Origin of the sequence: Verminephrobacter eiseniae EF01-2, assembly GCF_000015565.1 — a bacterium.
GTDB lineage: Bacteria > Pseudomonadota > Gammaproteobacteria > Burkholderiales > Burkholderiaceae_C > Acidovorax > Acidovorax eiseniae.
Genome location: NC_008786.1, coordinates 3,094,129 through 3,118,090, shown reverse-complemented (window position 1 = coordinate 3,118,090; position 23,962 = coordinate 3,094,129). Strand labels below are relative to the sequence as shown.

Below are 23,962 nucleotides of genomic sequence, written 5' to 3'. Positions count from 1 at the left end.
TGGAGCAAGGGAATGGGGTGGCTGCTGGACGCCGACCGCTTCTACGGCAAGTTCCGCGACGGCGCGCACAAGGTGGACGTGGCCGACCTGATGCGCCGCATGGTCAAGGAAGACATGCTCACGTTCGACGGCACGCCGCTGTTTCCCGAACGGCGTGCCTACACCGTCAACTACCAGCTCTCCGATCCCGAAGCCGCCCTGTACGCGGCGGTAACGAACTATGTGAAGACCGAGTTCGCCCGCGCCGATCAGTTGGCCGACGGTGGCCGCAAGGGCACGGTGGGCTTTGCCCTGACCGCGCTGCAACGGCGGCTCGCCTCCAGCCCCGAGGCCATCTACCAGTCGCTGAAGCGCCGCCGCAACAAGCTCAAGCGCCGCGTCGAGGATGAAAAACTGCGCCAGCGCGGCCAACTTGTCAAAGAAGGTTTGGCCGAAACCGTCGGCTACGAGAACGGCAACGGCTCGCCCGAAGATATCTGGGAGTCCGCAGACGATTTCTCGCCCGAAGCCTATGAGGACTTCGAGGAATATCTGGTCGATCAGACCACGGCGGCGCAGACCATCCAGGAACTGGAAGCCGAAATCATCCTCCTCGAAGGGCTGGAAGAACAGGCCCGGCAGGTCGTGCACTCCGGCCAAGACCGCAAGTGGGACGAACTCTCCCGCCTGCTGCAAGACACGCCGGAGATGCACGACAGCGCCGGGCGCCAGCGCAAGCTCATCATCTTCACCGAACACCGCGACACGCTGAACTACCTCGCGGTGAAGATTCGCGGCCTCATCGGCAGCGAGGAAGCCGTGGTGATGATCCACGGCGGCGTCAAGCGCGAGGACCGGCGCAAGGTGCAGGAACTGTTCCGCAACGACCCGAGCGCGCGCTTTCTCGTTGCCACCGACGCGGCGGGCGAAGGCGTGAACCTGCAAAACGCCAACCTGATGGTCAACTACGACCTGCCGTGGAACCCCAACCGGCTGGAGCAGCGCTTTGGCCGCATCCACCGCATCGGCCAGACCGAGGTCTGCCACCTGTGGAACATGGTCGCCGCCGAAACCCGCGAGGGCGATGTGTTTCAGCGCCTGTTCGAGAAGCTCGAAGTGGAGCGGCAGGCGTTGGGCGGGCGCGTGTTCGACATCCTCGGCGAGGTGTTCGAGGAAAAGAGCCTCCAAGACTTGCTGATCGAGGCCATCCGCTACGGGGCCGACCCCGGGGTGCGCGAGCGCCTGCGCAAAAAGATCGAAGGCGCGCTCGACACCCGCCACCTCGAAAACATCATCCAGCGCAACGCCCTGTGCGAAGAAGTGATGGACGAGAAGCGCCTGTTCACCGTCAAGGATGAAATGGAAAAGGCCGAAGCCCGCAAGCTCCAGCCCTTTTTCATCCGCGCCTTCTTCAAGCAAGCCTTCGCGTCCTTGGGCGGCGAACTGCGGCCGCGCGAGCCGGGCCGCTACGAGATCACCAACGTCCCCGCCATCATCCGCGAGCGCGACCGCCAGATCACGGGCCGGGACCGGCGCAACACCGACCCGGTGCTGCGCCGCTACGAGCGCATCTGCTTCGAAAAGCAGTACGTGCGCATTCTCGACCGGGTGGGCGTGCCGATGGCCAGCCTGCTGCATCCGGGCCACCCCTTGATGCAGTCGGTCACCGACATCGTGCTGGAGCAGCACCGCAACAAACTCAAGCAAGGCGCAGTGCTGGTCGATCCGAGCGACTGGGGGCTGGCACCCAAGGTCATGTTCATCATCGACCACCGGGTCCTGGAACGGGCCGACCCCGCGCGCGTGGCCTCACGGCGCATGCAGTTCGTCGAGATCGATGCCTCCGGCCAGACCATCGATGCGGGCTGGGCACCCCATCTGGACTTGGAGCCGCTCGCCGCTGGCGACATGGCGCTGATCCAAGACATGCTGGCCGCGCCGTGGATCGCCAAGGACTTGGAGCACGCAGCCCTGGCCCACGCGGGCAGCCACCTCGTGCCGGAACACTTCGACGAAGTGCGCTCGCGGCGCGAGAAGTCCGTGGACAAGACCCTGAACGCCGTCCACGAGCGGCTGGTCAAGGAAATCAACTTCTGGTCAGACCGCTACATCAAGCTGCAAGACGACCTAGCCGCAGGCAAGGATGTTCGCCTGACGCTGGAGAATGTGCGCCGCACCATCGACGACCTCACGGCACGCCGCGAATCGCGCGAGAAGGAACTACTGGCCATGCGCCATGTGGTCTCGGCCACGCCGGTCGTGCTCGGCGGCGCGCTCGTCATCCCGGCGGGGCTGCTGATGCAACGCAAGGGCGTTCCGGCGGAACAAGGCGGCTGGTCGGCAGACGCCGCCGCCCGCACCCGCATCGAGCGCATCGCCATGCACGCAGTGATCGCCGCCGAACGCGCCCTGGGTCACGCCGTCATCGATGTCTCGGCGCAGAAGTGCGGTTGGGACCTGACCAGCCAGCCCCAGCCCGTGGATGGCCGCCTGACGACCTCGCGCCACATCGAGGTGAAAGGCCGCGCCAAGGGCCAGTCCACGATCACCGTCACGCGCAACGAAATCCTCTACGGCCTGAACCAGGCGGACAAGTTCATCCTCGCCATCGTGCTGGTGGACGGTGATCGGCACGAGGGGCCGTTTTACGTGCGCCAGCCCTTCACGCAGGAGCCGGACTGGGCGGAAACCAGCAAGAACCTCGATCTGGGCCAGTTGCTGGCCAAGGCCGTCGCGCCGGAGGCATCGCTGTGATGGGCCTCTTGGCATGCCAAAAGAAACGCCTCCGCATGGGAGGCGTTGGGCCAAGGCTGCTCACCTTGGCGGGGCACAGAGGAAAATGACCTTGCCCCTGGAATCCGTACCCCATAGCGGAGTCACGAATTGGCTTGCTTGGCCTGAGCCGCATGCCAGTCTTGCTCGAACCGCGCCGGGCTGACGTACGCCAGCGTGGAGTGCAGCCGGGTGCGGTTGTACCAGAGTACCCAGGCGATGACCTCGTCCTTGGCCTGGCGCCGCGTCACGAAGCGCTGCCCATGCAGTCGCTCCACCTTCAACGAACCGAACAGGGTCTCGCTGCAGGCGTTGTCCCAGCAGTTGCCCTTGCGGCTCATCGAGGCCGTGATGCCGCACTGGGCGAGCACGTCCCTGAAGTCCTCGCTGGCGTATTGGCTGCCCCGGTCGCTGTGCAAGATCAGCCCGGCATGCTTGCGCGGATGGCGCTTGAACCAGGCCATGCGCACAGCATCGATGACGATGTCGCGCGTCATGTCCTGGCGCAGCGACCAGCCCACCACCTGGCGGCTGAACAGGTCGATCACCACGGCCAGGAACAGCCAGCCTTCGTCGGTTGCGATGTAGGTGATGTCGCCCACCCAGACCTTGTCGGGTTCGGCCACATCGAACTGCCGATCCAGCAGATTGGGGGCGATCGGCAGGTCATGCTTGCTGTCCGTGGTGACCTTGAAGCGGCGCTTGCCCTTGGCCCGGATGCCGTGCAGTTGCATGAGTTTGCGCACCCGCTCCTTGCCCACCCGGATGCCCCTGGCCAGCAGTTCCTTCCACGTGCGCGGCCAGCCGTAGCCGCCCCGCGTTTCGGCGTGGATCACCTCGATGTGCACCAGCAGCGCGTCGTCGCTGAGATGGTGCCGCTGGGCCGCGCTGGCTCTACGAACGAAGTGTTCGTGGTAGCCGGTGATGCTGGCTTGCAGGACTCGGCACTGCACAGAGATCGGCCACGCCTGGCGGTTGCGGTGAATGAAGGCGTACTTCAGCTCTGCGCCTTCGCGAAGTACGCCGTCGCTTTTCCCAAGATGTCACGCGCCATCTTCACCCGTGCAAGCTCCGCGCGCAGTCGACTGATCTCCATCTGCTCGGCGTTCACTGCCTTGCTGTCAGCGCCTGTGAGCTTGCCCAGGCGATCCGCCTTGACCCAGTTGAACAGCGTCTGTTCCACCACGCCCAGCATCCTGGCCGCCGCTGCGATGCTCTGGCCGCCGTGAGCCAGTCGCACTGCCTCCTTATATCTTTCAGATCATTCAAACTTCAGTGGTCAAGGCGTGGTTGCCAGCCTTGATTGCTGAACTGGTTGACTCACCACCGTGCAGCCTGTGCCTCCTGCGAGCCCGAGCTCGAATCGCAGCCCAGGGCGCACGGTGGTGGTCTGTTTGTTCTGCCGCATCCCGAATGGTTGACCGAACACATTTCGTATTCATAAGGCTGGGAGCCACAGGACTTGTATGAGTGAACCCGTTTATGTAGGTATCGACGTGGCCAAGCGCACCTTCGAGGTGGCCACCACTGGTCAAGCACAGACCTTCAGTCTTGGCAACGATGAGGCCGGGCATGCCCAGCTGTGCCAACTGCTGGCGCCGCTGTCGCCGCGCCTGGTGCTGCTGGAGGCCACCGGCGGCTACGAGCAGGACCTGGCGCTTGCCTTGTCCGCGGCAGGCTTGCGTGTGTCGGTGATCAATCCGCGCCAAGCACGCGACTTTGCCCGTTGCATGGGCAAACTGGCCAAGACCGATCGCATCGATGCGCAGGCGCTGCGCGGCTTTGCAGCCTTGCTGGACGCCCAGGGTCACGAGCCGCGCATGCTGGCCGACGAGCAGCAGCGCGAGTTGACCGCCCTGGTGGTGCGCCGCCGCCAACTCGTAGCCATGCTGGTGGCCGAACGCCAGCGACTGGCCCTGGCACATCCCAAGGCCAAGCCCAGCATCCTGCAGATCATGGCTACCATTGCCGAGCAACTCAACGACCTGGACGGGCAGCTCAAGGAGCATGTCCTGGCACACCACGCCGATCTGGCGGCCTTGCTGACCTCGGTCAAGGGCGTGGGTCCCACCACGGCCAGCACGCTGCTGGCGCAACTGCCCGAGTTGGGCCAGCTCAATCGCAAGCAGATCACCTCGCTGGTGGGCTTGGCCCCCATCAATCGGGACTCGGGCACGCTGCGTGGACAGCGCCACATCTTCGGCGCTCGCGCCGACGTGCGCCGCGTGCTGTTCGTGGCCGCCTTGGTAGGCACGCGCTTCAATCCCGTGCTCAAAGCCTTCTATGCAAGGCTGCTGGCCGCCGGCAAGCCCAAAAAGGTCGCTCTGCTCGCCTGCATGCACAAGCTGTTGGTCATCTTGAACGCCATCGCTCGCACCAAGTCGCCTTGGCGCAACGAACTTGCTGAAGCGGTTTGACTTAGTCATTCAAGATGGTTGCTGGTGGTTGATCCGCCAGCGCAATTCCCATGTCCTGGTTGTGCTCGCCGATGTGGGGCGCGCGGTGGCGCACTGGCGGGCGCGTGCCGTCGAAGGACAGCGGCAGTCCGACGATGCGCAGGTCCATCCCGGGGATGTTCTGGAAGATGCCGATCGCCTCGGTCTGCGGCTGATCCATGACCTGCCAGAAGTCGTGAATGGGGGCGCAGGGAATGCCGGCTTGCTCCAATGCGTCTGTCCAGTCCTGCGAACTGCGCGTCTCGAAGATTGCTTGCAGTTGCGCCAGCAGATCGTCCTTGTGCTGCACGCGCAGCGTATTGCTGGCAAAGCGCGGGTCGCTCGCCCATTCCGGACGGCCCGCCACACGGGCGAGCTTGCGAACAACCGGTCGTTTGCGGCCGCGACGACGAGCTCGCCATCCTTCGTGGACAACGCCTGGAAAACCACCACGTTGGGGTTGCCGCTACGGTGGCGCTGCGGCTGTTTGCCGGTGGCCTGAAAGCCCGCCATCATGACCTGCAGCCAAGTCAGCGCGGTCTCGAACAGGGAGGTGTCCACCACGCAGCCCTGGCCCGTGGACGCGCGCCGCAGCAGGGCCGCCATGCAGCCCAGTGCAGCCCACATGCCTGTGCCCAAGTCAAGCACCTGCATGCCAACGCGGGCCGGCGGGCCGGTTTCGGGGCCGTTGATGCTGAAGATGCCGGCGAATGCCTGCACCATGGGCTCGTAGCCGGGTGCCATCTGCATGGGCCCTTTGTGCCCGAACGCCCACAGCGAGCAGTAGATCAAGCGCGGATTGAGCGCGCACAGTTCGCCCGGCCCCAAGCCCAGCGCTTGCAGTGAACCCGGCCGCATGTTCTGGATGAAGACATCGGCCTCGACCACCCGGCCGTGCAGCCATTGGACATGGCAAGCATTCCTGAGATCGAGTGCAATGCTCTTTTTGCCGTGGTTCATGGCCTGGAAGGTTGTCGCCGTGCCGCGCCAGAAGGGCGGGCCCCAGCCGCGCGCGTCGTCGCCCGTCCCTGGACGCTCGATCTTGATGACCTCGGCGCCCAGCGAGGACAGGATCTCGCTTGCGTAAGGCCCCGCGATGTTCTGCCCGATTTCGACGACCCGGATGCCTGCGAGCGGCTGTGCCATGTCGTTGTCTGCCATGTCTACCTACCGGTGAATTGGGGGGAGCGCTTTTCCAGAAAGTGCTGCACACCTTCCTTGAAGTCTTCGGTGTGGCGGCAGGCGGCGATTTCCAGGTCGGCGCTGCGGGTGGCCTGGCCCAACGTCTGGTAGCGGGCTTGGCGCAACTGATGTTTGATGATGCGAATCGAGCGCGGCGATGTGGCCGTGGCAATCTCCTGCACGCGCTGCATCACGGCGTTCAAGAAGCCCTCGGCCGGCAGCAGGTTGGCCAAGCCCATGCGTTCGGCCTCCTCGCCCAGGATCGTGCGGCCCGACAGCAGCAGGTCGGCCGCATGCATGGGGCCTATCAGGCGTGGCAAGAGCCAGGCCATGCCGTGCTCAGCCACGAGGCCGCGGCGGGCATAGGGTGCCGTGATCTTGGCGCCAGCCGCGACGTACCGCAGGTCGCAGTACAGCGCCAGACACAACCCGACGCCGGCCGTCGCGCCATTGATCGCGGCAACCAAGGGTTTGTCGAAATCCCACAGATAGCCGTAGCGCTGGGCCGCGTCCTCATCGGACGCGCCGGGCGCTCGGGTGTTGGTCTGGCCTGCGCGCAGCACCTGCATATCCATTCCGGCGCAAAAGGCCCGTCCTGCCCCGGTCAACACGGCGCAGCGCACGCCGTCATCCTGGTTGGCTTGCCGGATGGCCGATCGGAGTTCGGCTTCCAGCGTTGGCGTCCAGGCGTTCAGACGCTCGGGCCGGTGGATGGTGAGCACGGCGGCCCGGCCCACGACCGCGTATTGCAGTTCTGCGAAATCCACGTTTGTCTCCGATGTCGTTCTGGTGTCGGCGAGCGCCCAGTATTCCCGCGCACCTGCGGGTGGACAAGGCGGGACGAGTCCAGAATTTCGCTTATCGAAATCAAGGAGATGCGCCATGGCCGCAGGCGTCTCGACGCGGGCGTTGACGCGCGACACCGGCACCTTTGTGCGCAGCACACCGGGCAGCCAGTCGCTCGAGCGTGGGCTGCAACTGCTGCGTGCGTTCCGGCGTGGCGTGGGCGTCCTCACCAACGCTGAATTGGCCGACCGGACAGGTCTGCCGCGCCCGACGGTCAGCCGGCTGATGCGCTCGCTGGTGGACGCCGGCTTTCTGGCCTATGACGGGCAGCAAAAAGGCTACCGGCTGACCGCCGCATGCCTGAGCCTGGCCTTGTCGTACCGCAGTTCGCAGCGAGCGCTGGAAAAGGCCCTGCCGCTCATGCGCCAAGTCGCGCAAGGCCGACTCGTCAACGTTGGTCTCGCCGTGGCCGATCAGCTCGAAATGGTCTACCTCGATTCCGTGCGCTTGAGCCGACCGGGCCTCTTGCGGCGCATCTGTCCCGGCTCACGCATTCCCATTGCCAGCACCTCCCTGGGCTGCGCGTTCCTGGCTGGCATGCAGCAGCCTGCGCGCCTGGCCCTGTTGGCACAACTGGAGCGCCAACATGGCGCCGCTTGGCCGCGACTGAAGCGTGGTGTGGACACCGCCTTGCAGGCCATCCGGAAAAGCGGCTACTGCATTGCGCAGTGGCAGGCGGGCATGGCGGCAGTGGCGGCGCCGCTGCACATGCCGGGCGGCGGGTTGTATGCACTCAACGTCAGCTTTCCGAGCGCATCGCCGGTGCTGGACGACAGCATCGCGGCCCACGCGGGCCTGCTGCTGGCGCTGGTGGACGACATCCGAAAAGCCTGGGACAGCGATACCCTGTGACCTGGCTGCGTGAAGGCTCGCCACGCCATTCACAACCCGACGCTGCCTGGCTGGCAGGCCCCACGCAACGACGGATGGGGCGGCGCCGGGACATGCAGCGCATGCACATGCCGCTGCCATACGCCGCGCCGGTGTGGCTCGAGGCCCCGACCGATCGCGCACCGGCTGGACGCTACGCGGGTCGCACCTGGTCGCACCTGTTCGTGAAGGCCGCCGCTGCGCCGCATTCGATAGTGACCCGGCAGACGATGCCTGCGAAATGGCGCGGGTTCCGGATGTCCCTCGGCATGCCGCAGCGGCCTTGGCCCCGGAGCGCCCGGTTCGACCTCACTCCACCGTCACGCTCTTGGCCAAATTCCTGGGCTTGTCCACATCCGTGCCGCGCACGCAAGCGGTGTGGTAGGCCAGCAGTTGCAGCGGCACGACGTGCAGCAGCGGGCTCAACGGGCCGCCGTGCCCGGGCATGCGGATCACATGCAGACCTGCGCTGCTTTCGATGCAGGTGTCGGCATCGGCCAGCACATACAGCGTGCCGGCGCGGGCGCGCACCTCCTGCATGTTGCTCTTGAGCTTTTCCAATAGCGCGTCATTGGGCGCTACCGTCACCACGGGCATGGCGCTGGTGACCAGTGCCAGCGGGCCATGTTTGAGTTCGCCCGCAGGGTAGGCCTCGGCGTGGATGTAGCTGATTTCCTTGAGTTTGAGCGCCCCCTCCAATGCAATCGGGTAGTGCAGCCCCCGGCCCAGGAACAGGGCGTTTTCCATGCGGGCGAAATCCTGGGCCCAACTGATGAGTTGGGGTTCGAGCGCCAGCACGGCCTGCAGGGCTTTGGGCAGGTGGCGCATGGCTTGGAGGTGGGCGGCCTCCTGCTCTTGGCTCAGGCGGCCTTTGGAACGGGCCAGGGCCAGGGTCAGCAGAAACAGGCCCGCCAGTTGCGTGGTGAAGGCTTTGGTGCTGGCCACGCCGATCTCGACCCCGGCGCGGGTGATGTAGGCCAGCGGACATTCGCGCACCATGGTGCTGGTGGCCACGTTGCAGATGGTCAGTCGGTGCTGCATGTCCAGGGACTGCGCGTGGCGCAGGGCAGCCAGGGTGTCGGCGGTTTCGCCGGATTGGCTGATGGCGACGACCAGGCTGCGCGGGTTGGGCACGCTGGTGCGGTAGCGGTACTCGCTGGCCACTTCCACCTGGGTGGGGATGCCGGCGATGGCTTCGAGCCAGTATTTGGCAGTGCAGCCGCTGTAGTAGCTGCTGCCGCAGGCCAGGATCAGCACGCTGTCGATCTCTGCGAACACCTGCGCCGCAGCGCGCGCCTGATGCGGGTGGGCGCCGTCGAACAGTGCGGGGGTGATGTCTTCCAGTCCTTCGAGCGTGTCGGCAATCACGCGCGGCTGCTCGAAGATTTCCTTTTGCATGTAATGGCGGTACGGGCCCAGTTCGACTGCGCCGCTGTGGGCCTGCACCGTGCACACCGGGCGTTGCGCGGGCGTCAGGGGTTGGCTTGCGCCACCCTGCGTCTTGCCGGCAATCGCGTAGCGCCCCGGCTGCAGGTCTGCCAGATCGCCCTCTTGCAGGTAGACGATCTGGTCGGTCACGCCGGCCAGGGCCATGGCGTCGCTGGCCAGGAAATGCTCGGCGCCGTTCTTGCCCACGCCCAGGACCAGCGGCGAGCCTGCGCACGCGCCCACCACGCGGTGGGGTTCGTCCTTGTGCATCACGGCGATGGCGTAGGCGCCATGCAACTGCACCACGCTGGCCTGCACGGCGGCCAGCAGGTCGCCGCTGTAGTGGCTGTCGATCAGATGCGCGATGACCTCGGTGTCGGTCTGGCTGGTAAACAGATAGCCGCTGGCTTGCAGGGCTGCGCTCAGTTCTTCGTGGTTTTCGATGATGCCGTTGTGCACGAGGGCCACGCGGCCCTCCGCGTCTCCGGCCTTGCCCTGCGCGTCTCCGGCCTTGCCCTGCGCATCTCCGGCCTTGCCCTGCGCGTCTCCCGCGCGGCCCGCTGCGTCTCGAGCGCTGCCTGCCGTTGCTCCTGCATGTCCCCGGCCATGGCTGAAATGGGGGTGGGCGTTGTGCTGCGCAGGCGCACCATGGGTGGCCCAGCGGGTGTGGGCAATGCCGGTGGCGCCGTCGATATGCTCGGCCTGCACCTGTTGCAACAACTCGGCCACGCGGGCTGTGCTGCGGGCGCGTTGCAGGCCCGCGCCACGGTGCGGCGCATGGCGGCTGGCGGCATGCACGGCCACGCCGCAGGAGTCATAGCCCCGGTATTCCAGCCGTTGCAGGCCCTGGACGAGAATGGGAACGATGTTGCGCGTGGAGACCGCGCCGACGATGCCGCACATGGTGGATGCCTCTTGGGTGGAAAGCGATGGTAACAAGGCGCAGGCGCTCAGCCTGGCTTGCGCGCCGATGCGGGTGCATATGCACCCTGGCCCGCGCTCCTGGCTTTGCGGCGCGCGTCCTTGCTCGCCTGGCGCTCGGCGTCCCGGGCCAGGGCGGCGGCGCGCCAAGCGTCGAATTCTCGCGGGGTTTCCAGTGTGATGCGGCCCAGGCTGGCGCTGCGGAAATCGGTCAGCACGATCTCGGCGGTCTTTTGCCGGTTCACTTGGCCGCCATCCTGCATGGCGCCGCGTTTGCGGCCAATGGCCTGGAGCAGTTCTTCGTCGTGCAGGCTGGCCAGGGCGTCTGCGGGCAGGCCGAGCCGGTAGCGTGCCTCCAGCAGCGGGGCATAGTGCCGTTGCAGACGGCGCAGCAGTTGCAGCGCGACCAGTTCTTCGTCGTAGGCATTGCGGCCTATGGCGCCGCTGGCGGCCAAGTGGTCGCCGCTCTCGGGCACGATGATGCGCGGCCACAGCATGCCCGGCGTGTCCCACAGGTAGAAGTCATCGGCCAGCGTGATGCGTTGCTCCTGTCGGGTGACGCCGGCTTCGTCGCCGGTCTTGGCCTGGCGCTTGTGGCTCAGGCGGTTGATCAGCGTCGACTTGCCCACGTTCGGCACGCCGCAGATCAGCACACGCATGGGCTTGGCCATGCCGCCCCGGTGGGGCGCCAGCCGGTGGCAGTCGGCTATCAGTTGGCGGACGGGCGCAGGCCCGGATGCGTCCAGTGCCACGGCGCTGGTGCCGTCCTGGGCCTGGTACCAGGCCAGCCACAGCGCGGTGCGCTCGGGGTCGGCCAGATCCTGCTTGTTGAGCACCTTGAGCCTGGGTTTGCGGCCGGTAAGCTCGGCCAGCAGCGGATTGGCGCTGGAGCCTGGCAGGCGCGCGTCGAGCACCTCGATCACGGCATCGATGTCCCCGATGCGTTCGGTGATGGCTTTTCGGGTCAAATGCATGTGACCGGGGAACCACTGTATGGCCATGTGCGGGGGTGCTTTCATGTGTCACGACCATCGATATGTCACGACCATCGTATCGGCAAACGCTCATGCCGAATGGGTCGTCGCGCAAACCCACCGGCCTGCCCGCCGGCAGCGACGCTGGTGCCAGGCGCCAAGCATGGCTGCTGGTGAATTTTCTCTCATGCCACACCCGATAGCGCCATCCAGCCGCAATAGCTGACGTACAGCCCCAACGACACGATCAGGGCGCTTGAGACATAAGGCACCCTGCGCGCAAACTCGCCAAAACCTGACCAGCGCCTGGAAACATGGCGCACGCTGATGGCAGCGACAACGCCAGACAACACCATCGTCAGCGCCAGACCGATGCTGAAGCACAGCACCAGCGTGGCCCCCAGCGCGACTTGCTTGAGTTGCAGGCACAGCAGCAATACGGTGATCGCTGCCGGGCAGGGAATCAATCCACTGGTGATGCCAAAGAGCATGATTTGGCGATTGCTTGCCTTGCCGTCACCAAAGCGCTGCCGGATCTCGTTGGCATGTGCCAGCTCATGCGGGTCCTGGCCAGCGGATGCAGCGCCTTCAGGCAGGGCGGCATGACCATGGTGATGCGACCCACGCCAGGTTCGCCACGCCATCCAGACGGCAATGGCGACGATCGACATGCCGGATGCCAATTGAAAGTACGGCTCGGAGGATTCGGCATTCCACTGGCTGCGCATGCCAAGGAAGGCAAGCAGCCACACCACGGCGGTATGCGAGACCATGGCCGCCAAGCCAAGCATGATGGCCTGGCCCACGGTGCCGCGAATGGCAACGATGAAAGCGGCCATCACCGCCTTGGAATGCCCCGGCTCAAGCCCATGCAAAGCGCCCAACGAAATGGCGCCGGGAATGAAAAGCCAGGCGCTGCCAACGCCCTGTTGCAGTAAATCCGTCATGCCGGGACCCCTTATAAATACTTGGTGATTTCCTTGAATTCGCGGATGGCTCGACCAGAGTCCCTGGGGTTGTCGCCGATGGCGTGTTCAAGACAATGCTCGATGTGATCGTGAACCAGTGCTTTTTTTGCGTTGCCAAGCGCGCTCTCGACCGCTTGCAACTGCTGGGCGATTTCCAGGCAACTGCGTTCTGCCTCGAGCATCGCGATGATGCCCTTGAGGTGGCCTTCGGCACGTTTGAGGCGCTTGATGATGTCGGGGTGCGATGTGTGTGTGTTCATCTGTCCATATCCTATGCTGGAGGGGAGGATACCAGGGTCCCGGACATGCAGATCACCATCGGCCCGGTTTGCCGTGCGGCTTCGACCGGGCGTGTGCTGGGCGTGTTCGCCGCGTGCGGATGGTCGACCGCGCGCATGAGGGCCGCCCGGCGTCTCTCGTCCACCGCCACACGGGCTGCGTCGGTCAAGCGCGGAACGGTCTGCCGGATGGCGGCATTTGTAGGCAGCGCTGGGGGATGGCAGCGGCAAGGGTTGGGAAATGGATCGTTGCTTGAAGGGGTCTCGGCACGGGCGAACGATCGTCTGTGGTCTTTTTGCCAGTCACTTCACATAATTATCGAAAATTATGCTGATTGACCGACAATCTTGGCGGTTGCCGTATTTTTGAATGATGATGGTTGCCGAAACTGCCACCGGGGCGCCTCCGGGCTTTCCGGTCAACCCCCGAAAAACCAAGGGTAAACCCTGATCATCCCACCCCGGCCCCTGCCCGTTACACGATCGCGTTGCCTGCTTTTTTCACCCGCCTGGCCTGTCTGCTCTCCACATGCGCCCTACCCCCGACTCCCTGCACAACGCCGCCGCCGCGCGGCTGCGCGCGCAAATCTTCGCGGGGGCGCTGGCGCCGGGCAGTTTTCTCGACGAGGCCGCCCTGTGCGAACGGCTGGCCATTTCGCGCACTCCGCTGCGCGAGGCGCTCAAGGTGCTGGTGGCCGAAGGTCTGCTGCGCCACGAGCCGCGCCGGGGCTGCTTTGTGGCCGAGGTCAGCGAGCGCGATCTGGACGAGATCTTCCCGGTGATGGCATTGCTCGAAGGCCGCGCCGCGCACGAGGCCACGCGCCGGGTGGGCGGCGCAGATGTGGCCGCGCTGGAGGCCCTGCACCAGCGGCTGCAACTGTGCGCGGAGCAGGGACGCATCCCGGACTATTACGAGGCGAACTACGCCATTCACGAAGCCTTCATCACGCTGGCCGACAACCGCTGGCTGGCCCAGGTGATTGGCGATCTGCGCAAGATCCTGCGCCTGGCGCGGCTCCAGCAACTGCATGCGCCGGGCCGGTTGCAGCAAAGCCTGGCCGAGCATATGGCCGTGTTCGCGGCGCTCAAGGCGCGCGACTGCAACGCCGCCGAACAGGCCATGCGCGAGCATCTGTTGCGCCAACGCGCTGCGCTGCGCGACATTGCCCGTCAACAACCATCCAGGCTGACACCATGATGCACAGCACCCCCGAATGGATCGCCCGCAGCGTGTCCCGCCTGCGCAGCATCACGCCGCCTGCCCACAAGGCAGGTGGCAAGGCACCCGACAAGGCGACCGATGAGGCAGGCGACAAGGCCGCCAAACCCGCCCCATCCGTGGCCGACGGCGCCGCGCCGCGCTCGACGCACGAGCGGCTGCATGCCACGCTGCGGCGCGGGCAGGAGGCGCTGCCGCCGCGCGCATTGCGCCGCCTGCTGACCGACTTGCAAGAGGTGGTGGCCCCGCAGGTCAGCGAGCACGAAGGCGGGCGCCGCGCCCAGGCCGTGGCCGCGTGGTACGCGCAGGCCGAGCCCGGGCAGCGGCGCGACATGTGGCTGCTGATGTGCGAGCAGTTCGCCCCCGACGCCACGCGCTTCGAATCGGCGCGCCAGCGGTACGAGGCTGCGGCCGGCACGGACGAAGAGGGCCAGGCCGAGATCAGCCTGCGCCGCGCCCTGGTCTCGCAGCGCACGCGGCTGTTGCAGCGCTTTGCGGTGTTCCCCGAGGGCCTGCGCTTTTTGCTCGACATGCGCGCCGAGCTGCTGCCGCTGCTCAAGTCTGACAAGCGTCTGCTGGCGCTCGATGCCGAACTCGAGCATCTGTTTGGCACCTGGTTCGACGTGGCCTTTCTGGAACTGCGCCGCCTGTCCTGGGATTCGCCGGCCTCGCTGATCGAAAAACTCATCAAGTACGAGGCGGTGCACGACATCCGCAGTTGGGCCGACCTGAAAAACCGGCTCGACTGCGACCGCCGCTGCTACGGCTTCTTCCACCCCCGGCTGCCCAGCGAGCCGCTGATCTTCGTCGAGGTGGCCCTGGTCGATCGGATATCGCACAGCATCGCGCCGTTGCTGGACGAGGCAGCGGCACCGGCCGACCTGTCCAAGGCCACCACGGCGATCTTCTACTCGATCAGCAACACCCAGACCGGGCTGCGCGGCGTGGGCTTTGGCGACGCGCTGATCAAGCATGTGGTGCAGACGCTGACGGCCGAATTCCCCCGGCTGCGCACCTTTGCCACGCTCTCGCCGATTCCGGGTTTTCGCGCCTGGCTGGGCAAGCATGCCGGCGCCATGATCGAGCGCCTGGACGACAAGCGCCGCGCCGAGCTGGGCCGCGCGCTGGGCGTCGAGCACCCGCAGGCCGCGCCGCTGCTGGCGGCCAGCGACAAGGCGCTGGAGCTCGATGCCAAATCACCCGTGCGGCAACTGCTGCAGGAATGCGCCGCGTACTATCTGGGCCGCGCGATGCAGGAGGGCAAGCCGCTGGACCCGGTGGCGCGCTTTCACCTGGGCAACGGGGCGCGGGTCGAGCGGCTCAATTGGGCCGGCGACCCCTCGTCCAAGGGCTTGAAGCAGTCCTATGGGCTGATGGTCAATTACCTGTACGACCTCAAGCGCATCGACAAGCACCGCAGCCTGCTGGCGCAGGGCACGGTGCCGGTGTCGGCTGGTATCGACAGCCTGTGCCACGATCGATGATTGATATCTTGGCGCGGCCCCGGCCGGCCCTGGGCGATTTTGCTGACGACGAAGGAGACGAGAAAGAATGAGCAACGGGACAATCCAGCGCCGGGCGGCCCTGCTCGGCATTGCCGCAGGGCTGGGCCGGGCCGGCAGCAGCCGGGCGCAAAGCAACTGGCCCGCCCGGCCGGTCACCTTGGTGGTGCCATTTCCTGCCGGGGGTGGCACCGACGCATTTGCCCGGCCACTGGCGGCGCAGTTTGCCAAAAACACCGGCAAGACCCTGGTGGTAGACAACCGTGGCGGCGCCGGCGGCACGCTCGGGGCGAGCTTCGCCGCCCGGGCCGCGCCGGACGGCTACACCCTGTTCATGGGGGCCGTGCACCATGCGATTGCCCCTGCCATGTACCCCAGGCTCGATTACGACATCGAAAAAGACCTGATCGCGCTGGCCCTGCTGGCCAATGTGCCCCAGGTCGTGGTGGTCCACCCGGGGACGCCCTCGGCCAACTTCCGGCAGTTCCTGGAGCATGTCAAACGCCACCCGGCCAAGCTCAATTACGGCTCGGCCGGGGCTGGCACCTCGCACCATCTGGCCGCTGAGCTGTTCAAGCAGCAAACCGGCACCTTCATCACCCATATTCCCTATCGCGGCGCAGGCCCGGCGCTGCAGGACTTGATCGCCGGCAATGTCGACATGATGTTCGACGGCCTGGGCTCATCGGCCACGCATATCAAGAGCGGGCGCATCAAGGCGCTGATGGTCTCGGGCGCCCGGCGCAACCCGGCCTTGCCGGATATTCCCTGCGCCGCCGAAGTGGGTTTGCCCGACTACACCGTGACCACCTGGTACGGCCTGTGGGCGCCCCGGGGCACGCCCGCCGAGGTGCAGGCGCGCATCGTCGATGAAATCCAGCGCCTGGGGAGCGCCGAAAACATCAAGGCCCTGTGGGCCAGCAACGGCGCGGACTACGGCGGCATGACGCAGCAGCAGTTCGGCGCCTTTGTCGGCAGCGAGCTCAGGCGCTGGGCCCAAGTGGTCAAGACTGCCGGCGTAAAGCCCGATTGAGATCGATGCCGCTGCATTGCGCAGCATTCAGAGTATCGAAACGAGTTGCAGCGCATGATTTCCGTGCACCAACAGCCATCGAAAACAGAGTCGATGCATCACTGCCACAAACCCTGCCATCCACCTGCCATGACGACCGGACACAATCTTTTCAGCGCCCTGCGCGCCGCCTTCCCTGCCGACCTCGACGGCACTGCCGTGGAAACCAGCGCGCCCGACGGCAGCGTGCTGCGCTACAGTTGGCGCGACCTGGACCATGCCAGCGCGCGCATCGCCAACCTGCTCGCGGCGCTGAAACTGCCCGAACGCAGCCGCGTCGCGGCGCAGGTGGAAAAGTCCGTCGAGGCCCTGCTGCTCTACCTGGCCACGCTGCGTGCCGGCCACGTGTTTTTGCCGCTGAACACCGCCTACCGCAGCGCCGAGATCGCCTACTTCATCGACAACGCCGAGCCTGCCGTGGTGGTGTGCACCCCCGGCAACTTCAGTTGGGTCAGCAAGATCGCCTTCACCCGGGGCACGCAGCATGTTTTCACGCTCGGTGACGACCGCAGCGGCAGCCTGCTCGAGCGCGCCAGCGCGCATGGCGCGCAGCACCAGCCGGTGCCGCGCCAGGCCGACGACTTGGCCGCCATCGTCTACACCAGCGGCACCACGGGCCGCAGCAAGGGCGCGATGCTCACCCATGGCAACCTGCTGTCGAATGCGCTGGTGCTCAAGGACTACTGGGGCTTTCGGCCCGGCGACGTGCTGCTCCACGCGCTGCCGATCTTTCATGTGCACGGCCTGTTCGTGGCCATCCATGGCGCGCTGATCAACGCCAGCAAGATGATCTGGCTGGCCAGGTTCGACCCTCGGGCGGTGCTGGCCGCGCTGCCGCGCACCACGGTTTTCATGGGTGTGCCCACGTTCTACGTGCGCCTGCTGGCCGAGCCGGGGCTGGACCGGCAGGCCGCCAGCCGGATGCGCCTGTTCATCTGCGGCTCGGCCCCGCTGTTGATCGAGACCTTCGACGCCTGGCAGCAGCGCACCGGCCACTCCATCCTGGAGCGCTACGGCATGAGCGAGACCCTGATGCTCAGTTCCAACCCCTACGGCGCCGATGCGCGCCATGCCGGCCAGAGCGAGCGGCGCGGCGCCACCGTCGGCTTTGCGCTGCCCGGCGTGGGCCTGCGCGTGGCCGACGCTGCCGACCAGCCCCTGCCCGTGGGCCAGATCGGCCAGATCCAGGTGCAAGGCCCGAACGTGTTCAAGGGCTACTGGCGCATGCCCGAGCAGACGGCCGAGGCTTTCACCGGCGCGGCGCCGGGCGACCGATGGTTCAAGACCGGCGACCTGGGCCAGTTCGATGAACGCGGCTATCTGAGCATCGTCGGGCGCAGCAAGGACTTGATCATCAGCGGCGGCTACAACGTCTACCCGGCCGAGATCGAAGGCTGCATCAATGCGCTGCCCGGCGTGGCCGAGAGTGCGCTGGTGGGCGTGCCCCACCCCGACTTCGGCGAAGTCGGCGTGGCCGTGGTGATTGCCAAGCCGGGCGCCGCGCTCGACGGCGAAGCCATCATCGCCACGCTGCGGGCGCAGTGGGCCAACTTCAAAACGCCCAAACGCTGCTTTGTCGTCGACGAACTACCCCGCAACGCGATGGGCAAGGTGCAAAAAAACCTGCTGCGCGAGCAGTACCGGGGGCTGTTCCTTTGAGCGCGTCTTTGCAAAATCAGTACTTTACGCCCAGGCTTTAGCCGCTACAATGGGCCTCTCACGACCAGCCGGGCGGGTACAGCACCACCGCCCGTTTTTTTTGGTCGAATGCTTTTGGAACTCGAAGCTGTCGGGGAGGAGTCCCCCGGGGGTTATCGGGTTTTTCGTCGTTGCGGGATTGAACTGGACAAGTGGCATCGTGGCTTTGCAGCAAATCGTTGAACCCATAGTGACGGGACTGGGCTATGCGTTGGTGGAGATCGAGCGCTCTGCCGGCGGCCTGTTGCGCGTCACCATCGATTTGCCTTGGCCTGCGCCCAATGGCGCGGCAGCGGAGCCGGCGCCGGACGGCGCGCTGGCATTGGAGCCGGCACCGTCCGGCGCGGGGACATTGGACACCGCGCCGGACGGCGCGACGGCATTGGAAACCGTTCCGAGCGGCGCGACGGCATTGGAAACCGCGCCGAACGGCGCGGTGTCGACCCCGGCGCAGTCCGTGACGCTCGAAGACTGCGAGAAGGTCACGCGCCAGTTGCAGTTTGCGCTGGAGGTCGACGGCGTGCAGTACCAGCGCCTGGAGGTTGCGTCGCCCGGCATCGATCGGCCGTTGCGCGGCGAGCAGGACTTGCTGCGCTTTGCCGGTTCGGTCATCGACATCACGCTGAAGGCGCCGATCGGCGGCGCCGCAGCGGGAAAGGTGGGCGCCACCCGCAAGAAGTTTCGCGGCACGCTGGAGCGGACGGCCTCGGGGGGCTGGCAGATCGTCTGGAGCGACGCGCCGCCGCCCAAGCCCGGCCAGAGGGTCGGCAAGAAGCGCTTGCCCGCGCCGTTGCAGGCGCTGGGCTTCAGCCTCGATGAGGTACGGGATATGCGTCTGGCGCCCATCGTCGATTTCAAGGGGCGCACAGGCAAGGCCGGGGCAGCGCCGGCGGGTTGAATGTGAGTGGGGTGGTGCCGCGTTGCACGGCGCGGCACCGGCCTTCGGATGGTTGAACCAGGAGAGTCGTCGCATGAGTCTCGAATTGTTGATGTTGATCGATGCCATTTCGCGCGAAAAGAATGTCGAGCGCGATGTGGTGCTGGACGCCGTGGAGTCGGCCTTGGCCCAGGCGACCAAGAAGCTCTACCAGGGCGAGGTGGACATTCGCGTGGCCGTGGATCGCAAAAGCGGCGGCCATGAGACGTTCCGCCGCTGGCTGGTGGTGCCCGACGAGGCGGGACTGCAAAACCCCGACGCCGAAGAACTGCTGATGGATGCCAAGGAGCGCATCGCCGACATCGAAGTCGGCGAGTACATCGAAGAAACCGTCGATTCCGTGCCGATAGGCCGGATTGGCGCGATGGCGGCCAAGCAGGTGATCTTGCAGAAAATCCGCGACGCCGAGCGCGAAATGCTGCTCAACGACTTCATGTCGCGCGGCGAGAAGATCTTCACCGGCACCGTCAAGCGCATGGACAAGGGCGACATCATCGTCGAGTCCGGCCGCGTCGAAGGGCGCCTGCGCCGCAGCGAGTTGATTCCGAAGGAAAACCTGCGCAGCGGCGACCGTGTGCGCGCGATGATCATGGAGGTCGACCTGAGCCTGCGCGGCGCGCCCATCATTTTGTCGCGCTCGGCCCCGGAATTCATGATCGAACTGTTCCGCCAGGAAGTGCCCGAGATCGAACAAAGCCTGCTGGAGATCAAAAGCTGCGCGCGCGACCCCGGCTCGCGCGCCAAGATCGCCGTGCTCTCGCACGACAAGCGGGTCGATCCGATCGGCACCTGCGTCGGCGTGCGCGGCACGCGCGTGAACGCCGTGACCAACGAGCTCGCCGGCGAGCGTGTCGACATCGTGCTGTGGTCTGAAGACCCGGCCCAGTTCGTGATCGGCGCGCTGGCGCCGGCGAATGTGTCCTCCATCGTGGTCGATGAAGAAAAGCACGCGATGGACGTGGTGGTCGACGAGGAGAACCTGGCCATCGCCATTGGCCGCGGCGGCCAGAACGTGCGCCTGGCCGCCGATCTGACGGGCTGGAAGATCAACATCATGGACGCCGCCGAGTCGGCGCAAAAGCAGGCCAAAGAGAGCGACACGGCGCGCCGGCTGTTCATGGAAAAGCTCGATGTCGACGAGGAAATCGCCGACATCCTGATCGCCGAGGGTTTCAACAGCCTGGAAGAAGTGGCCTATGTGCCGTTGCAGGAAATGCTGGAGATCGACAGCTTCGACGAAGACACCGTCAACGAACTGCGCGCCCGGGCCAAGGATGCGCTGCTGACGATGGAAATCGCCCGCGAGGAAAGCGTCGAGGAGGTCTCCCAGGACCTGCGCGACCTCGGCGGCCTGTCCCCGGCGCTGATCGCCCAATTGGCCAAGGGCGGGGTGCATACCCGTGACGATCTGGCCGATCTGGCCATCGATGAACTGACCGACCTGACCGGACAGTCCGAAGAGGAAGCCAAAGCCTTGATCATGAAGGCGCGCGAACATTGGTTCGCGGGGCAAGCGTAAAGGCCAGGGAGGCCGAACCCAATATGTCCAGCAATACCGTCGCCGAGTTCGCCACCGAACTCAAAAAATCGCCTGCAACCCTGCTCGATCAACTCAAGGCAGCGGGCGTGGGCAAGGCCGCCCTCTCCGATGCGTTGACCGAATCGGACAAGCAAAGGCTGCTCGCCTACCTGCAAGCCAGCCATGGCACGACCTCCGTCGACCGCAAAAAGATCACGCTGGTCAAAAAGTCCACCAGCGAGATCAAGCAGGCCGACGCCACCGGCAAGGCGCGCACGATACAGGTGGAGGTGCGCAAAAAGCGCACCTTCGTCAAGCGCGACGATGCCCAGGAGGGCGCGGCCGACGGCGCGGGTTCTGCCGCATTCGCCGAGCCGGAGCATCCGGCGCCTGCCGCGCAGCACGACGTGCCAGAGGCGCCCGCCGAACAGGCGCAGGCCGATGCTGCGCCGGCAGCGGACGGCGCCGCGCCGGCCCTGTCCAGCGAGGACCAGGAACTGGCCCGGCGTGAGGAGCAAGCACGCCACCAGGCCGAACTGATTCGCCGCCAGGAGGCCGAACTGGCCGCCAAGCGTGCCGCACGCGAGGCGCGGGAAAAGCGCGAGCGCGAAGCCGAAGAGCGCGCCGCCGCCTACGCCGCCCAAGAGGCCGAAAAGAAAGCGGCGGCCTCGGCCGTCAAGCAAGTGGCGACCCGCGAGCAGGCGGCCGAGGCCACTGCGCGCAACGCGGCCCAGTTGCAGGCGCGCGCGAAGGCGGCGGCCGAATCGAAGGCCCGCTCGGACGAAGAAGCGGCCCGCGCCGCCGATCTGGACGCCCGCCGCCGCAAGGCCGAGGCCGAAGCGGCCGCCATCCGCTCGATGCTGGCCACGCCCAAGAAGGCGGTCATGGTCGCGAAAAAACCCGAGCCGCCGCCCAAGCCCGTGCCCAAGCCCGCTGCCGCCGCAGGCGATGCCAAAAAAGGCACGCTGCACAAGCCCGCCGTCGGGGCCACGCGCACGGCTGCCGGGGCCGCACGCGCCGGCGCTGCGGCCGGCGCGCCGGGCGCAGGCAAGGAAGTCAAGTCGGCCAAGCTGTCCTCGAGCTGGGCCGGTGACCCGGCGAAAAAGAAGGAAATCAAGACCCGTGGCGACAGCAGCGGCGGCGTCGGGCGCAACAACTGGCGCGGCGGCCCGCGCGGGCGCCGTGGCGACAGCCGCGATCAGCGCGACGAGCATCTGCAGGCAGCGCCGGCGGAGACGCGCATCATCGAAGTGCATGTGCCCGAAACCATCACCGTGGCCGAGGTGGCGCACAAGATGTCGATCAAGGCCTCGGAGGTCATCAAGGCGCTGATGAAGATGGGCCAGATGGTCACCATCAACCAGCCGCTGGACCAGGACACGGCGATGATCGTGGTCGAGGAACTCGGCCACAAGGCGGTGGTGGCGGCGCTCGACGACCCCGAAGCCTTCGCCGACGATGATGTCGCGCAGCAAAGCATCGAGGTGCTGCCGCGCGCCCCGGTGGTGACGGTGATGGGCCACGTCGATCACGGCAAGACCTCGCTGCTGGACTACATCCGCCGCGCCAAGGTGGCCGCCAGCGAAGCCGGCGGCATCACGCAACACATTGGCGCCTACCATGTGCAAACGCCGCGCGGCATGGTCTCGTTCCTGGACACCCCCGGCCACGAAGCCTTCACCGCCATGCGCGCCCGTGGCGCCCAGGCCACCGACATCGTGATCCTGGTGGTGGCCGCCGACGATGGCGTGATGCCCCAGACCCGGGAAGCCATCAAACATGCCAAGGCCGCCGGCGTGCCCATCGTCGTCGCCATCACCAAGGCCGACAAGCCCGACGCCAACCTGGACCGCGTCAAACAGGAACTGATCGGCGAGCAGGTGGTGCCCGAGGATTACGGCGGCGATTCGCCCTTTGTCGCGGTGTCGTCCAAAACCGGCCAGGGCATAGACGCATTGCTCGAGCATGTGCTGCTGCAGGCCGACGTGATGGAACTGAAGGCGCCGGTCGATGCGCTGGCCAAGGGCCTGGTGATCGAGGCCCAGCTCGACAAGGGCCGCGGCCCGGTGGCCACCGTGCTGGTGCAGTCCGGCACGCTCAAGGTCGGCGATGTGGTGCTGGCCGGCCAGACCTTCGGCCGCGTGCGCGCCATGCTCGACGAAAACGGCCGCCCGGCCAAGACGGCCGGCCCGTCGATCCCGGTCGAAATCCAGGGGCTGACCGAGGTGCCGCAGGCCGGCGATGAATTCATGGTGCTGACCGACGAGCGCCGGGCGCGTGAAATCGCCACCTACCGCGCCGGGCGGTTCCGCAACACCAAACTGGCCAAGCAGCAGGCGGCCAAGCTCGAACATGTGTTTGCCGACATGACGGCCGGCGAGGTCAAGATGCTGCCGATCATCGTCAAGGCCGATGTGCAAGGCTCGCAGGAAGCGCTGGCCCAGTCGCTGCTCAAGCTCTCGACCGACGAGGTCAAGGTGCAACTGGTGTACGCCGCCGTGGGCGCGATCAGCGAGTCCGACATCAACCTGGCGATCGCCTCCAAGGCCGTCGTGATCGGCTTCAACGTGCGCGCCGATGCTGGCGCCCGCAAGCTGGCCGAAGGCAATGGCGTGGCCCTGCACTACTACAGCATCATCTACGACGCGGTCGATGAATTGCGCGTGGCGATGTCCGGCATGTTGGCGCCCGAGCAGCGCGAGGAGATCATCGGCACGGCCGAGATCCGCACGGTGTTCACGGCATCGAAGATCGGCACCGTGGCCGGCTCCTACATCACCTCCGGCATGGTGCATCGCAACGCCAGGTTCCGCCTGCTGCGCGCGAACGTGGTGGTGCATACCGGCGAAGTCGACTCGATCAAGCGCCTCAAGGACGATGTCCGGGAAGTCAAGGAAGGCTTCGAGTGCGGCATCAAGCTCAAGAACTACAGCGACATCCTGGAAGGCGATCAGCTCGAATTCTTCGACATCAAGCAAATCGCGCGGACGCTGTAAGCAATGGCTGGCAAAAAACCCTCGCACCGGGCCTTCAAGGTGGCCGACCAGATACAGCGCGATCTGACGCAGTTGCTGGCGCGCCTGAAAGACCCGCGCCTGGGCCTGGTCACGCTGCAAGGCGTGGAGATCAGCCCGGACTACGCCCACGCCAAGGTGTTCTTCAGCCTGCTCACTGGCACGCCGGAGCAAACGCAGGCGGCGCTCGATCAGGCGGCGGGCTTTTTGCGCAACGGCCTGTTCAAACGGCTGCAAATCCACACCGTGCCCACGCTGCACTTCGTCTTCGACCGCAGTTGCGAGCGCGCGGCCGACATGAACGCGCTGATTGCCAAGGCGGTCTCCACGCGCGCCAAAGAGGATTAG

Annotated in this window: 17 protein-coding genes and 1 pseudogene; 11 read left to right on the top strand and 7 right to left on the bottom strand. The window is 66.1% G+C overall.

What is annotated here, in order from left to right; genetic code table 11:
• Positions 1-12: 12 nt before the first annotated feature.
• Positions 13-2,733 (top strand): helicase-related protein, encoded by a 2,721-nt coding sequence (locus tag VEIS_RS13470; protein ID WP_011810504.1) that lies wholly within the window; start codon positions 13-15, stop codon positions 2,731-2,733.
• A 122-nt stretch (positions 2,734-2,855) separates the two neighbouring features.
• On the opposite strand, the gene VEIS_RS13465 is transcribed toward VEIS_RS13470, so the two are convergent.
• Positions 2,856-3,991 (bottom strand): IS3 family transposase gene (locus VEIS_RS13465; RefSeq protein WP_232287686.1). Its coding sequence is split into 2 segments (ribosomal slippage): positions 2,856-3,787 and positions 3,787-3,991, totalling 1,137 coding nucleotides; the frame shifts between segments, so codons are not numbered across the junction.
• A gap of 226 nt (positions 3,992-4,217) precedes the next feature.
• Between VEIS_RS13465 and VEIS_RS13455 the strand changes: the two genes are divergently transcribed.
• Positions 4,218-5,168 (top strand): IS110 family transposase, encoded by a 951-nt coding sequence (locus tag VEIS_RS13455; RefSeq protein WP_011810501.1) that lies wholly within the window; start codon positions 4,218-4,220, stop codon positions 5,166-5,168.
• A 1-nt stretch (position 5,169) separates the two neighbouring features.
• Here VEIS_RS13455 and VEIS_RS26310 read toward each other — a convergent pair.
• Positions 5,170-6,332 (bottom strand): annotated as a pseudogene (locus tag VEIS_RS26310) (CaiB/BaiF CoA transferase family protein).
• Positions 6,333-6,349: 17 nt separating this feature from the next.
• Positions 6,350-7,135: an enoyl-CoA hydratase-related protein gene (locus tag VEIS_RS13445; protein WP_011810500.1), complete on the bottom strand. Its 786-nt coding sequence runs from the start codon at positions 7,133-7,135 to the stop codon at positions 6,350-6,352.
• 115 nt (positions 7,136-7,250) lie between these two features.
• Between VEIS_RS13445 and VEIS_RS13440 the strand changes: the two genes are divergently transcribed.
• On the top strand, positions 7,251-8,066 hold the full coding sequence (locus VEIS_RS13440; protein ID WP_011810499.1) for an IclR family transcriptional regulator: 816 nt from the start codon (positions 7,251-7,253) through the stop codon (positions 8,064-8,066).
• A gap of 327 nt (positions 8,067-8,393) precedes the next feature.
• On the opposite strand, the gene glmS is transcribed toward VEIS_RS13440, so the two are convergent.
• The 4 genes from glmS to VEIS_RS13420 form a co-directional block, all read right to left on the bottom strand.
• Positions 8,394-10,415: a glutamine--fructose-6-phosphate transaminase (isomerizing) gene (glmS, locus tag VEIS_RS13435; protein ID WP_011810498.1), complete on the bottom strand. Its 2,022-nt coding sequence runs from the start codon at positions 10,413-10,415 to the stop codon at positions 8,394-8,396.
• A 47-nt stretch (positions 10,416-10,462) separates the two neighbouring features.
• Positions 10,463-11,434 (bottom strand): ribosome biogenesis GTPase YlqF, encoded by a 972-nt coding sequence (gene ylqF / locus VEIS_RS13430; protein ID WP_041950028.1) that lies wholly within the window; start codon positions 11,432-11,434, stop codon positions 10,463-10,465.
• A gap of 158 nt (positions 11,435-11,592) precedes the next feature.
• Positions 11,593-12,354 (bottom strand): nickel/cobalt efflux protein RcnA, encoded by a 762-nt coding sequence (locus tag VEIS_RS13425; RefSeq protein WP_011810496.1) that lies wholly within the window; start codon positions 12,352-12,354, stop codon positions 11,593-11,595.
• Between the two features lie 11 nt (positions 12,355-12,365).
• Complete coding sequence (locus VEIS_RS13420; protein ID WP_011810495.1) at positions 12,366-12,635, bottom strand: metal-sensing transcriptional repressor; 270 nt, start codon at positions 12,633-12,635, stop codon at positions 12,366-12,368.
• 547 nt (positions 12,636-13,182) lie between these two features.
• Here VEIS_RS13420 and VEIS_RS13415 point away from each other — a divergent pair.
• From VEIS_RS13415 to rbfA, 8 genes are all read left to right on the top strand, one after another.
• Entirely contained in the window at positions 13,183-13,851 is a 669-nt protein-coding gene (locus tag VEIS_RS13415; RefSeq protein ID WP_011810494.1) for a GntR family transcriptional regulator, read from the top strand.
• Complete coding sequence (locus tag VEIS_RS13410; protein ID WP_011810493.1) at positions 13,851-15,356, top strand: malonyl-CoA decarboxylase; 1,506 nt, start codon at positions 13,851-13,853, stop codon at positions 15,354-15,356. Before VEIS_RS13415 ends, VEIS_RS13410 begins: the two co-directional genes overlap by 1 nt.
• Before the next feature lie 67 nt (positions 15,357-15,423).
• A complete protein-coding gene (locus VEIS_RS13405; RefSeq protein WP_011810492.1) occupies positions 15,424-16,407 on the top strand; it encodes a Bug family tripartite tricarboxylate transporter substrate binding protein in 984 nt (327 codons plus the stop codon).
• A 129-nt stretch (positions 16,408-16,536) separates the two neighbouring features.
• Complete coding sequence (locus VEIS_RS13400; RefSeq protein WP_041950027.1) at positions 16,537-18,105, top strand: malonate--CoA ligase; 1,569 nt, start codon at positions 16,537-16,539, stop codon at positions 18,103-18,105.
• Between the two features lie 199 nt (positions 18,106-18,304).
• Positions 18,305-19,042 (top strand): ribosome maturation factor RimP, encoded by a 738-nt coding sequence (gene rimP, locus VEIS_RS26305; RefSeq protein ID WP_157048506.1) that lies wholly within the window; start codon positions 18,305-18,307, stop codon positions 19,040-19,042.
• A 73-nt stretch (positions 19,043-19,115) separates the two neighbouring features.
• Complete coding sequence (gene nusA / locus VEIS_RS13390) at positions 19,116-20,600, top strand: transcription termination factor NusA (protein ID WP_011810489.1); 1,485 nt, start codon at positions 19,116-19,118, stop codon at positions 20,598-20,600.
• A gap of 23 nt (positions 20,601-20,623) precedes the next feature.
• Positions 20,624-23,596, top strand: coding sequence for a translation initiation factor IF-2 (gene infB, locus VEIS_RS13385; protein WP_011810488.1), 2,973 nt, complete (start codon positions 20,624-20,626; stop codon positions 23,594-23,596).
• Between the two features lie 3 nt (positions 23,597-23,599).
• On the top strand, positions 23,600-23,962 hold the full coding sequence (gene rbfA, locus VEIS_RS13380) for a 30S ribosome-binding factor RbfA (protein WP_011810487.1): 363 nt from the start codon (positions 23,600-23,602) through the stop codon (positions 23,960-23,962).